The following is a 12,716-nucleotide window of genomic DNA, read 5'->3' as shown; positions in this document are numbered from 1 at the left end:
CGACCAGACCGGCTCCTGCCGCCCCGGGTGGGAGAGTCAGCCGCCCCGTCGTCGGCAGTCCGAACTGGTTGAAGCTTCAAGAGAAACGTACCGGGTGTGGAGCAGGACGCGAGCGCGCGTGCCCGCCGTGACGCGTTCATGCGCGTCGGCAGCCTGCTCCAGCGGCATCGGCGTGGAGATGTCGATGGTCAGCGAGCCGTCGGACGCCGCGCTGGTGAGGTCCCGTGCCGCCTGCTGCTTGGCCTGCGCCGGGAAGTCGTCGCTGCCGAGCAGGCGGATGGTGGCGTTGCCGAACAGCATCGGCCAGAACGGAAGGGCCGGCCGGCCGTCACGTGTGGCATAGGCGGCGATGATCCCGTCGTTGCGGAGAACCGCCGCGTCGAGATCGACGTTGTCGGAGAACGCGACCTCCACGATGCGGTTCACGCCATCGGGGGCGAGGCCCAGGATCGCGTCGACGGGGTCGTCGACATCGAGTGCTACGAGGTGATCGACGCCGCGAGGCGGGCGCGCCTGCAGATCCGCGCGACGACGCGTGGTGCCGATCACCGTCGCGCCTGCTCGATGCGCCAATTGCGCGGCGAGGTTGCCCACACCGCCGAGAACGCCGTGCACCAGCACGGTCGCACCATCGACCGGACCGTCACCGAGGACCGCTCGATGCGCCGTGATGCCAGGGATGCCGAGGCAGGCACCCACCTCGTCGCTCACCTGATCGGGCAGACGGACCGCGAGCGCGGAGGGAACCACGGTCCACTCCGCCGCCGTGCCGAATGGTCGGTAGGACTGCGCGCCGTACACCCAGACGCGCTGCCCGATGCGGCCAGGGTCGACACCCTCACCGGCCGCGTCGATGACGCCGGCGCCGTCGCTGTGTGGAATGACACGCGGGTAGGGCATCGTCGAACCGAGCCATCCGCTTCGCTTCTTGATGTCGCCGGGGTTGACCCCCGAGTAGCGGATGCGAACACGCACCTCGCCAGTCGCGGGCTCGGGAGTCGGCACCTCACGTACCCGGAGAACCTCGCCGGCAGCGCCTTGGCGGTCGTAGCAGACGGCGCGCATCGTCCCCTCGCTGACCTTGTCGGAGCGTGCGTGGATGCGCGCCGAAACGGTTGCCGACCCCGCGGGTCGTGTGCTCAAGTCCGGGTCGTTCTGCCCAGATCATCCGGGCTTGGGCAGGCAGGCGGTCCTGCCGGCTGGGCAGGACTGAAGTCATCGGCGTCAGCATCCCGGACAGAGTCACTGCTGCGCGATCACGACGAGAAGGGTGCCCGACTCCAGTCGGTTCTGCGCGCCTGACTCACCGCGGACGAGGTCATCATGTCGAAGTCGCCCCGCCTGGTGTTGGTGCTCTCGGAGAACTGGACCTTCCTCGACCCCCGGCGCCCGGGCGAGCTGGTGGAGTCCGCCCGCATCGCCGAGGACGCGGGCATCGACACGGTGATGCTGTCGGAGCACGTGGTGCTCGGTCCGTCCGCCGGGGCGGACGGTGTCATGGCGAACCCCCGCGACTACGCGATGCCCGGCAACCAGGACCCGGAGACGCCGTGGCCGGACTCGCTCGTGGTCGCCAGCGGCATCGCCGCCGCGACGACCTCCCTGCGTATCGCCCTGGCGGCGATCATCGCGCCGCTGCGCCACCCGCTGCTGTTGGCCAAGCAACTGGCGACCCTCGACCGCCTCAGCGAAGGACGACTGGTGGTCCAGCCGACCGTGAGCTGGCACGAGGACGAGTACTCGGCGCTGCAGGTTCCCTTCCGCGAACGCGGGGCGAGGCTCGACGAGCATCTCGCCGCCTGGCGGGCGCTCTGGCGGATGTCGCCCACGACGTTCGAGGGGCGCCACTACCAATTCTCCGACGTCTACCTCGAACCCAAGCCGGTGCGTCCAGACGGTCCGCACACGTGGATCGGAGGCAGCTCCGTCCACCCCGCGGTGGTGCGCCGCCTGGTCGAGTACGGCGACGGTTTCCACCCTCTGGGACAGCCCAGCGACGAGGACCTGGCACGGCTGCACGAGCAGTTGCGGCTCGCCGGACGCGACCCCGCGGCGCTCGAATGGATCGGTGGAGTGCGAGGCAGGTTCCCGGACGACCATTCGCCCGCAGACCTCGACGAGGCGCTCGAACAGGTACCGGTGCAAGTCAGTCGCGGGTTCGGCTCGATTTGCATCAAACCTTCGCAGTTCATCGACAACGCCGATGCGTTGCCGGGCTTCTGCCAGTACGTCGTCCGTCGCGTCGAGGGGTTGACCGGGTGATCGAGCCGCCGCCGTGAGCGAACGGCGTGCGGCCGGCGCCGCTACCGCTGCCGGCCGGTGGTGCCGTCGAGGTCGGCGGGGCTCGGATGCGGGGCCGTCACCGGATCCGATCAGATGCCGGAACATCGTTGGTATCCGAACGATGTGATCTAGGCTCGCGTGCGGCCGGCCACGAGGGAGACGTGGTACGGCTCGCTCGAACGAGGAGAGGGACCCGTGAACAACCCCGCGGATTCGCATGGCGCCACGGCATCGTCACCGGACAAGCTGCTGCACGATGCCGTCGGGTTCCCGACCGCGCTCGCCACGGCGGTCGGACTGATCATCGCGTCGTCGGTGCTGCTGACCGCCACGACGGGCTTCGGCGCGGGTGGGTGGGTGTTCGCGTTCGCGATCCTCATCGCCTACGTGCTGATGGTGTTCCAGTCGATGAGCTTCTCCGAAGCGGCGGGCATGATGCCGCTGGCGGGGTCGGTCTACGACTACATCTCGGCCGGGCTCGGGCGGTTCCTCGGAGTCACGGGCACGCTGGTCGCCTACCTCGTCGTGCACATCTTCGCCGGGACCGCCGAGACGGCCTCGGCGGGACTGTTCGCCAGCGTCAACTTCCCGTTCCTCGAGGGCCTCAGCCCGGAGAACAGTTGGGTCGTCGGGGTCGGGCTGTTGCTGATCTTCGGGGTGATCAACGCCGTGGGCGTGCGCGTCTACGGGGCGGTCGAGGTCGTGTTGACGGCCGTGATGTGGCTGACGCTGGTCGTGTTCGGGCTGCTCGGCGTGTTGCGCGCCGCCACGGTGGCGACCAGCGGCTTCTTCGGCGAGTCCTTCGTCGGCACCGACCTGACGGCGATCCTGTCCATGGTCGGACTCGCCATGTTCCTGTTCGTCGGCGTCGAGTTCGTCACGCCGCTGGCGTCCGAACTGCGCGAACCCGCCCGCTCCATCCCGCGGGCGATGTTCATCGGCCTGACCGCGGTCGCCGCGTCGATGGTGCTCTACGGCGTCGGGGTCCTCCGTCACGTGGAGAACGTCGAACTCGAGCCGGGCGTGCTGATGTTCGACACGCCGGTCCCGATCCCGATCTTCGCCGAGTCGGTCCTCGGCACCTTCGGCCGCTGGTGGCTCGCGATCGCGGTGCTGTTCGCTGCCGCCGCCACCATCAACACCCTGCTGGCCGGCATCCCTCGGATCCTGTACGGCATGGCGAAGGACAACGCGTTCCCGCCGGTCTTCGCCTGGCTGCACCCGCGTTTCAAGACGCCGTGGGCCGGCATCGCACTGGCGGTGGTCATCCCCGCCGTGCACGCCATCGTCATCCAGGGGGACATCGACTCCATCATCGTGCTGATCCTGGCGGCGGTGTGCGCGTGGCTGTTCGCCTACATCCTGGTGAACATCTCCGTGATGGTGCTGCGCTCGCGACGCCCCGACCTGGCGCGGCCGTTCAGGAGCCCGTTCTTCCCGGTGCCGCAGGTGCTCGCCACGGTCGGCATGCTCGTCACGATCTGGTACATCGCGCCGCCAGGCATCGAGCGCTCCGACGTCTTCGTCCGCTTCTTCGGCATGCTCGGCATCGTGGCGGTCTTCGCCGCCTGGCAGACCATCGTGAAGACGAAGAAGCCCATGTTCGAGCCGGTCGATCCCGAGGAGTTCGTCCGCGAGGAACTCGGTCGCGCGTGAGCCCTCGCCACACCCAGCGGCGGACCTCCGACCACCGTCGCCCGATATGGGGTCGACCGGCCGGCACGGCCGGCTCGCGCCCGTCCCCGGGTCCTACCGTGACGGGTCCGACGAACCAAGGAGTTCTGCATGTCCTTCCGCAAGCCGATCGGTCTGGCCGCTGCCGCTGCACTCGCCCTGGGTGCGGTCGGGTGTGGTGACGACGACACCACCGACACGACCGAGACGACCGACACGACCGGCGACGCCGGCACCACCGACGGCGCGGACACGGACACCGACACGGACACCGACACGGACACGGACGGTGCGGGCACCGAGGACCCGACCGATCCGACCGATCCGACCGACCCGGCCGACCCCGAGGCCTGATCCACCCCGTTCCGTCCGTCGATCGCCGGTGCCCGCGGGCACCGGCGATCGCGTGTCCGGGGCCGACGTCAGCCGGTCCCGTCTGCTCGCGCTCGGGCGTGGTCGAGGCGGTAGAGCACCGCGCCCTCACCGGTCTCGACGGCCGCGCGGGACGCCGCCGACGCCGGGGACGGGGCCTCGACCGAGTCCCAGCCGAGGTGCCAGTCGATGTCGTGCTCGGCCAGTTCGGCGGCCAGGGCCGGTCCGTCGGTCGGTTGCCGGGGCACCCCGTGGTAGCGGCAGTCGAGGTGGAAGCACACCGTCGCGCCGATGCCCCAGTGGCGGTCGGAGCTCAGACGGTCACCCGGGGCGATGCCCGCCGCCCGCAACTCCTGCGCCAACGCGGCGATGCCCGGGCCGAACTGCCGCTGCCGATCGAGCTCCGCGACCGACGGGCCGACCCAGGCCACCAGGGCCGCCGCGGCCAACACGGGGAGGACGGCCCGACCGCGTGCACGCGTGAGCCCGGCCGCGATCACGGGGAGCAGCAGGAGCATCGACACCCACAGGTAGCGGGCGTGGACGACCAGCGGCAGCAGGCCCCCGGCCCACACCGCGGCGACCCCGACGACGGCGAGCAGCCGCGCGTCCGCGGGCCCGCCGACGGTGTGTCGCCGCCGCACCAGGCCCGCGACGGCACCGACCAGGACGACGCCGACCGCCAGCCACCACGTCCCGGCCACCTCGGCGGTCCGTCGCAGGTTCTCGGCCACGTTGTCGACCAGGCCGTACCACCGCCCGGCCCCGGGGACGTCGGGTGACGACGCGCCGTCACCCTGCGAGGCGGGCCGCTCGAGCGGGGCACGTTCCTCGTCACTGGAGGGGCTGGGGATCAGCTGCGAGGGGTCCTCCCAGGCGCTGATGGCGAAGGGCGTCGGTGGGACGAACAGGCCCTGCGTGAGCACGGGTTGTCCCTGCGTCCCGCGCCCGAGCACCTCGACGTTGACGCTGCCGGCCGTGCCGAGGGTCGGCGCGCCGACCACCAACGACAGGATCCCGCCCCAGGTGGCGAGCACGGTGGCCAGCCCGGCGGCCAGCGCGACGACGCGTCGGGCGGTGCGGCGGCCCTCGCGCCGCAGTGCGAGCAGGGCGGCGACCGCGAGGACCACCGCGACGACCGGGAGCGCGTAGAGCTTGGCGAGGTAGGCGACCCCGGCGAGTGCGCCGGTGCCGAAGGCCGCCGGCGTCGAACGCTGCCACCGTCGTCGCACGACCCGGTCGGTCAGCCACAGCACCGGGACGGCGACCAGCAGGTCCGGGGACATCCAGGTGACGGCGGCGTGCACCAGCAGGGGCACCGCTCCGAGCAGCGTGACGGCTCGGGCCACCCGGTCCGCGCCGGTGGTGACCAACAGCCGGTCCACGGCCAGCAGGGCGGCGACCGCGGCCAGGATGCCGACGAGCTTGAAGGCCACCAGCGGCGGGATCCCGACCGCGAGCAGCGGCGCGAGCAGCCACGACAGCAGCGGTGACCAGTACGGGTTGACCGCGTCGAGGAAACGTCCCTCGGCCAGGTGCCGGGCGATCGAGAGGTAGGCGACCCCGTCGGGGGTCAGGTGCCAGCGGTAGGCCGGCAGGACGACGAGGCCGGCCACCACCAGCCCGACCAGGGCCGCGGTGGGCGCACCGATCCGGTCGACCGCACGTGTCAACGTCGGATGCCAACCGGCGGCGGCCGGGCGCGGGGAGGGGTTCGCGGTCGTGACGGCGTCCTCGATCGCGGGCGGCGCACGGCGACCCGCCACCGTAGCGGTGGTGGCCGGGTGTCTCGATCCGGCTTTCTTATGCGAAAGCAAGCGAAGGATTTGTTTGACGATTCCGCAAGTCGCTGCAAGGATGCGGGCGCGACTCCGTCGGTGCGACGCCTCCGTCGGGACGGGGGTCGCGGGAGCGCAGCACGGCCGCCGGGGGAACGCATCCGGTGGGCACCCGTCCCCGCACGATGTCGGTGGGCGGGTCGGACGACAGGGAGAAGCATGAGACAGTCAGCTGGCAGGACGGCGCTCGGCCGTCGCGGCCTGGCGGGGCTCGGTGCGGCCGCATTGGTCGCCGGACTCGGCCTCCCGGCCGCGGCCGAACCCGGCGCGAACGAGGTCGGCGATGCCGCGACAGCCACGGCGCAGGACGTCACCTCCACCGTGACGGTCCGGCCGGACCCCTCGTACCACGGCGAGACCTTCGAGGGCTGGGGGACCAGCCTCGTGTGGTTCGCCAACGCGACCGGGGACTACCCCGACGAGATCCGCGAACGCCTCTACGACCTCGTCTTCGGCGACGAAGGCCTGCGCCTCAACCTCGCCCGGTACAACGTCGGTGGCGGCAACGCGCCCGACGTCGAGGACTACCTGCGCCCCGGCGGCGCCGTCGAGGGCTGGTGGCAGGCACCCGAGGGCACCACGCGCACCGACCGGGACTGGTGGGACCCGAACGACCCCGACCACTGGAACGACGACGCCGACGCCACCCAGCGCTGGTGGGTCGATCGCATCAGGGACGACATCGACCACTGGGAGGCGTTCAGCAACTCGCCGCCGTACTTCCAGACCGTCAGCGGCTACGTCTCCGGCGGGTTCAACGCCACCGCCGAGCAGATCCGCCCCGACACCATCGACGACTTCGTGGCCTACCTGGTCGGTGTGGTCGAGCGGCTCGAGGACGCCCACGGCATCGAGGTCGACACGATCGACCCGTTCAACGAGCCCAACACCAACTACTGGTCCACCACCCTCGACGCCTCCGGTGAACCGGTCGGCGGGCGCCAGGAGGGCGCCCACGTCGGACCGGGTCGTCAGCAGCAGGTGATCCGTGCGCTCGCGGACGAACTCGCCGACGCCGACACCGACGCGGTCATCGCCGCGATGGACGAGACCAACCCCGGCACGTTCCTCACCAACTGGAACGCCTACGCCGAGGACGTCCGCGAGCACGTCGAGCAGCTCAACGTCCACACCTACGGCACCGGCCAGCGCACCGCCGTCCGCGACATCGCCAAGGGCGAGGACAAGCGGCTGTGGATGAGCGAGGTCGGCGGGTCGTGGCTCAACTACCGCGACTTCGAGAGCATGGTGCCCGCGCTCGGTCTGGCCCAGCACATGGTGTCGGACATGCGCGAGCTCGAGCCGTCCGCGTGGGTGTTCTGGCAGCCGGTCGAGGACTACGACAACATGGCGCCGGGCGGCGAGTCGGCCGCCGGGATGAACTGGGGCAAGATCCACGTCCCGTTCGACTGCACCGAGGACGACACGCTCGAGACCTGCCAGATCGAGGTCAACCGCAAGTTCGACTCGGCCCGCAACTTCACCCACTTCCTGCGTCCCGGGGACGTCTTCGTCGGCACGAACGACGCCAACTCGGTCGCGGCCGTCAACGACACCGGCGTGAACCTCGTGCACGTCAACGCGACCGCCGGTGCCCGGGCCGTCGAGCTCGACCTGTCCGGCTTCGCCGACGTCGCGGCCGACGCCACGGTCACCCCCGTGGTGACCGACGCCGACGGTTCGCTGGTCGAGCACGCACCCGTGGCCGTCGCCGACGGCACCGCCGTGGTGCGCGTTCCCGCCCAGTCCGTGACCACGCTCGTGGTCGACGGGGTCTCCGGCGTGGCCGACGACGCCGCGCTGATCCAGTCCGGTCACGTCTACCGGCTCGAGGGCGTGCAGAGCGGCCGCTCGCTCACCCCGTCCGGCGACGCCGTCGTCATCCGCAGCCGGACCGAGGCGGACGCCTCGCAGCTGTTCGCCATCGAGCGGATCGGCGAGGACCGTGGTGCCCGCAGCCGCTACGCCGTGTCCAGCGTCACCGACGGTCGACAGCTGGCCGTCCACGACGGCGGGGTGCGACTGGTGGCCGTCGACGCCGCCGACGACCCGACGGCCCAGTGGATCCTGTCCACCACCGGTGACGGCACCTACACGCTCGTCAACGTCGCGTCCAAGCGGCTCCTCGAGGTCGGTGGCCAGTCCACGGCCGAGGGCGCCGGTGTGGGCGTCTGGCTCGCCAACTCCGGGAACAACCAGCGCTGGCGGATCGTCGACGAGACCGTCGTCGACGTCGAGCCGGTCGAGGTCTTCACCACACCGGATACGCGTCCGACGATGCCGGACACGGTCGTGCCGCTCCGCCGCGACGGCAGCACCGGTGCCCCGATCGACGTCGACTGGAACCTGCCGGGCGACGGCGTGTGGCGCACCATCCGTACCCACACGGTGCGGGGCGTGGCGACCGATCTCACCGGACGCCAGCACCGCGTCGAGGCCACCGTGGTCGTCGACACCCTGACCGACACCCTCCCGGCCCGAGCCAAGGCGTTCGTCGGCGGTGTGCCGGACCTGCCCGACACCGTCGACGCCGTCGGCCGGCTCGACCGGCCCGTCCCGCGCCCGGTGGTGTGGGAGGACGTCGACGCGAGCCGGTTTTCGTCGCCCGGTGTGGTGACGGTCGAGGGCGTCGCGGACGCCGGCGACGGTCGTCAGCTGCCCGCCACCGTGCGGGTGCAGGTGACCGAGCCGGTCTTCACCGAGGACGCGGCGCTGACGCCCGGCACGACCGCGTCGGCGAGCTTCACCGAGCCCGGCTACAGCGCGGCCCGGCTGATCAACGGCGTCCTCGACGACAAGGCGTGGTCGAACTGGCGCTCGGGCACGAAGAACGCCAGCGACACGCTGACCGTGACCCTGCCCGAACCGCACACCGTGGGCGAGGTCGTGACGCACTTCTACGCCGACGGCTCGCACCAGAGCTGGGCCGAGTCGCTGCGGGTCGAGGCCCGCGACGCGGACGGCACGTGGCAGGACGTCTCCGGCGTCGTGCCGGTGACCGCCGACGACGGTGGCGCCCCGGTCGTGTCGGTCGGGTTCGACCCGGTCGTCACCGACGACGTGCGCGTCGTGCTGGCGGCCCGTCCGAACACGCACATGACGGTCAGCGCCATCCAGGTGCTGGCGGCCGCACCGGGCGTCTCGGACGTGGCCGAGGCCGCCACGATCGCGGTCGACGGGGTCGCGGTGCCCGGGTTCGCACCCGAGGTCACCGAGTACACCGTCGGCGGCGTGCGCGTCGGTCACGTGACGGCGGTCGCGGCCGACCCGTACGCGACCGTCACGGTCGACCAGCCGACGCGGGCGCGGGTCCCGGCCACCGTCACGATCGTCAGCGAGGACGGCACGACCTCGCGCACCTACACGATCGCGCCGACGAGCCCCGGCCGTTCCTGAGACCGGCACGGCGAGACCGCTGCGGCAACACCACACGAGGCCCCGCCCCCGTCGAGGGGCGGGGCCTCGGCCGGTCCACCGCACGGCACGTCGCGCCGACCGGCCCGGTTCGACCCGACGCCCCGGCCGCTGGCCGACCAGAACGGGAGCCCCCGCGCCGGTGACGACCTTCAGGCCCGGGCGCGGTGGTGACGGTCCCACAGCAGCAGGCAGCTCGACTGGGCCACCAGGGTCGTGACCAGTGCCGCGGCCATCGTCAGGGCGGTGATGCCGCCGAACTGCACGATCGGCTCGAGGTCGCTCAGCATCAACACCCCGAACGCGAGCGTCGTCGTGATCGCCGAGCCCGCCAGCGCCGCCCCGGTGTGCCGGACCGTCTCGCGCACCGCCTGCTCGGAGCTCCCGGCCCGCGCCGACTCCTCCTGGAACCGGTTGCTGAGGTGGATGCCGTAGTCCACCCCGAAGCCGATGGCCACCGAGGCGATCGTCGCCGTCAGCGCGTTGAACGGCAGCCCGATCAACCACATGACGCCGAGCACGATCGGCACGGCGAAGACGGTCGGCACCATCGTGATCACGCCGAGCATCGGCCGTCGGCTGCGCACGGTCTCGTAGACGACCAGCAGCAGCAGCGCCGTGCCGAGGCTGTAGAGGATCTTCTCCGTCTGCGCCTCGATCAGCAGGTCCAGCGTCTCCTGCACGACGAGCTGTTCACTGACGACCAGCACGTCGTCGGCGACCTCGGCGAGCGGCGCGGCCGCCTGCTCGAGGGCGTCCGCCAGCGGTTCGGCGTCCTCCTCGCCGGCCTCGGTGGGCACCATCACGAGCGCGAGCGTGCGACCCTCGTCGAGCACCTGGTCGAGGGCGTCGTGGGCGAGGTCGGTCACCCGGTCGTAGACCGTGTCGAGGTCGGCGTCGTCGTCGGGGGCCTCGCCGGACCAGCCGGCGGCCTCGAGGTCGACGGCCAGGGCGAGCAGCTCCCGGCTGCTCTCCTCGAGCTCCTCGAGCGGGTAGCCGATCGCCTCGAGCAGGGCGAGATCGACCTCGCCCGGCTCGGTGGCGGCCAGTGCGGTGGCGGTGTCCTCGCCGAGCGTGCCCAGCAGGTCCTCGCGCAACTCCTCCTCGGCGCCCTGTTCGAGCGCCTGCGCGACCTCCTCGTCGTCGAGGAGTCCGAGCAGCGCGTCCGACTCGTCGACGCCGGGAGGGAGCCGCCGTTGCAGCTCGTCCTCGTCGATGCCCCCGCCGGCACGGGTGTCACCGGTCGGGGCGTCGACGCCGTCCCCGCCGAGGTCGTACTCCCCGTCGTCGATCCCGTCGGTGCCGAACCCGCCCTCGTCGGGCAGTTCCTCGCGACCGATCGCGTCGGGCAGCGGCAGCAGGTCCTCGACCGGTTGCTCGCCGACGGCGACGCGGGCCTGTTCGACCAACCGCTCGCGGGTGACCTCCGCGCCTTCCCGGAGCTCGTTGACCAGGGTGCGCGGGGAGACCACGTCCACGCCGCCACCCTCGACGGTGCGGACGTCGTCGATGTCGGGCAACGACGCCTCGGTGTCGTGCAGCGCCTGCACCACGGCCGGGTCGGTGAAGTCGCCCTCCACGAGCAGGAACGTCTCCTCGGTGACGTCACCACCGAACAGCTCGTCCATGCGGTCGAGCAGTCCGCCGACCCGTGCGTCGTCGGGAACGAACTCCTCCTGACTGAACTCGGTGTCGAGATCGATCGCGGCGAGCGTGCCCAGCACCCCCGCGACGAGCCCGGCGACGATCACCGGGACGGGGAAGCGCACCGCGAGCTCCGCCACCGACGCCATCGCCTGCTCGAGGCGGCCCTCACCGCCGCCGACCGCCCCGCCGATCGGGCCGTCGGCGCTGCGGCGGCGGTCCAGCAGCTGCCGCGCGGAGGGGATCAGCAGACCCATGACCAGGAACGCGCCGAGCATGCCGGCCGCCGTGAAGATGCCGAAGTCCGCGATCGGCGGCAGTGGGCTCGTGACGTTGCTGAGGAAGCCGACCATCGTGGTGACGGTCACCAGCAGCAGGGCGACACCGACGGTGCGCACGGCCCCGCCGGCGGCCGTGGGCGCATCCCGACCCGCGGCCTGTTCCTCGCGGTAGCGGGCGACGAGGTGCACCGAGTAGTCGACCCCGAGGCCGACGAGCATCACCGGGACCGCCACGGCGATCTGGCTGAACTGCCCGGTCAGGCCGAGGAACTGCGGACCGAGCAGGACCGCACTGCCCGCCAGCCACACCTGCACCAGCAGCAGCCCGGTCAACGACAGCAGCACGTCGCCGAGTCGGCGGAACAGCACCCACAGCACCGCCATGATCAACAGGACCGACAGCCCGAGCAGCACCGGGAGCTCGGTCAGCATGCTCTCCTCGAGCTCGTGGCTGAACAGCTCGAAGCTGAACGGTTCGGCGTCGAGGAACCCGGTGTCCTCGGCGTCCAGCGCTTCCTGCAGCGCCAGGCCGGCCTCGAGTCGTTGCTCCTCGTCGAGCTCCGGGTCGAGGTCGACGACCACCAGCCCGCCGCGTGCCCGGGCGCGCTCGACGTCGAGGTCTCCCGAGAGCAGACCGCGCAGTTCGTCGCCGTCCTCGGCCAGCGACTGCTGCAGCAGCGCCGCGACGAACGTGTCGGTCAGTTCCTCGACCGGCAGGTCGAGTTGCTCGGCGCCCTCGAGCACCGGAAGCGCGTAGGAGACCACCGCCGGTTGCTGCGGCGTCTCCTCGGCCAGCACGTCGCCGAGCGTGCGTTCGGTGAGCTCCTCGAGCCGTTCACCGACGCGCAGGCCCTCGCCGTCGAGGACGTTGCCGCCGATCCCGGCGTCGACGACGACCTGCAGTCCGCCGCCGCGGACACCGAAGCGTTCGTCGACGGCCTCGAACGCCTGGGCGAGTTCGGCGTCACCGGCGAACTCCGCGATGTCGGTCTCGACCTCGAGCCGCACGCCGAACACGCCGAGCACGGCGGTGACGAGCGCGAGCGCGAGCAGCGTCCACCCGGGACGCCGCTCCACCAGGCGGCTCATGGCGTCGACCAGGCGTTGCACGCGCTCCTCTCGGTCCGGCGTGCCGGTCGCGGCACGACCCGGCAACCGACGGAGAAGGGACGCCGGACCTCCCCGTCGCGTGGGCGTCCGGACACGTTGG

Annotated in this window: 7 protein-coding genes; 4 read left to right on the top strand and 3 right to left on the bottom strand. The window is 71.7% G+C overall.

From position 1 onward, the window contains the following. Positions 1-36: 36 nt before the first annotated feature. Complete coding sequence (locus tag ELR47_RS17050) at positions 37-1,065, bottom strand: NADPH:quinone reductase (protein ID WP_130651470.1); 1,029 nt, start codon at positions 1,063-1,065, stop codon at positions 37-39. A gap of 258 nt (positions 1,066-1,323) precedes the next feature. On the opposite strand from ELR47_RS17050, the gene ELR47_RS17045 reads away from it, so the two are divergent. The 3 genes from ELR47_RS17045 (at position 1,324) to ELR47_RS18530 (ending at position 4,311) form a co-directional block, all read left to right on the top strand. Beyond that, on the top strand, positions 1,324-2,262 hold the full coding sequence (locus ELR47_RS17045; RefSeq protein ID WP_130650972.1) for a TIGR03619 family F420-dependent LLM class oxidoreductase: 939 nt from the start codon (positions 1,324-1,326) through the stop codon (positions 2,260-2,262). A gap of 216 nt (positions 2,263-2,478) precedes the next feature. After that, positions 2,479-3,939, top strand: a complete 1,461-nt coding sequence (locus ELR47_RS17040; protein ID WP_205745339.1) for an APC family permease — start codon at positions 2,479-2,481, stop codon at positions 3,937-3,939. A gap of 129 nt (positions 3,940-4,068) precedes the next feature. After that, complete coding sequence (locus ELR47_RS18530; protein ID WP_165404166.1) at positions 4,069-4,311, top strand: hypothetical protein; 243 nt, start codon at positions 4,069-4,071, stop codon at positions 4,309-4,311. A 68-nt stretch (positions 4,312-4,379) separates the two neighbouring features. On the opposite strand, the gene ELR47_RS17030 is transcribed toward ELR47_RS18530, so the two are convergent. After that, positions 4,380-6,095: a hypothetical protein gene (locus ELR47_RS17030; protein WP_130650971.1), complete on the bottom strand. Its 1,716-nt coding sequence runs from the start codon at positions 6,093-6,095 to the stop codon at positions 4,380-4,382. Between the two features lie 231 nt (positions 6,096-6,326). Between ELR47_RS17030 and ELR47_RS17025 the strand changes: the two genes are divergently transcribed. Beyond that, entirely contained in the window at positions 6,327-9,563 is a 3,237-nt protein-coding gene (locus ELR47_RS17025; RefSeq protein WP_130650970.1) for an RICIN domain-containing protein, read from the top strand. Positions 9,564-9,733: 170 nt separating this feature from the next. On the opposite strand, the gene ELR47_RS17020 is transcribed toward ELR47_RS17025, so the two are convergent. Next, a complete protein-coding gene (locus ELR47_RS17020) occupies positions 9,734-12,616 on the bottom strand; it encodes an efflux RND transporter permease subunit (RefSeq protein ID WP_130650969.1) in 2,883 nt (960 codons plus the stop codon). Positions 12,617-12,716 lie beyond the last annotated feature (100 nt).

This window comes from Egicoccus halophilus, assembly GCF_004300825.1.
Classification (GTDB): domain Bacteria; phylum Actinomycetota; class Nitriliruptoria; order Nitriliruptorales; family Nitriliruptoraceae; genus Egicoccus; species Egicoccus halophilus.
This window is presented reverse-complemented; position numbering and strand designations above follow the sequence as displayed.

Bases quoted from the DNA above. Each gene is read 5' to 3' on its own strand.
- ELR47_RS17050 (WP_130651470.1), bottom strand. From the start codon at position 1,065: ATGCGCGCCGTCTGCTACGACCGCCAAGGCGCTGCCGGCGAGGTTCTC.
- ELR47_RS17045 (WP_130650972.1), top strand. From the start codon at position 1,324: ATGTCGAAGTCGCCCCGCCTGGTGTTGGTGCTCTCGGAGAACTGGACC.
- ELR47_RS18530 (WP_165404166.1), top strand. From the start codon at position 4,069: ATGTCCTTCCGCAAGCCGATCGGTCTGGCCGCTGCCGCTGCACTCGCC.
- ELR47_RS17025 (WP_130650970.1), top strand. From the start codon at position 6,327: ATGAGACAGTCAGCTGGCAGGACGGCGCTCGGCCGTCGCGGCCTGGCG.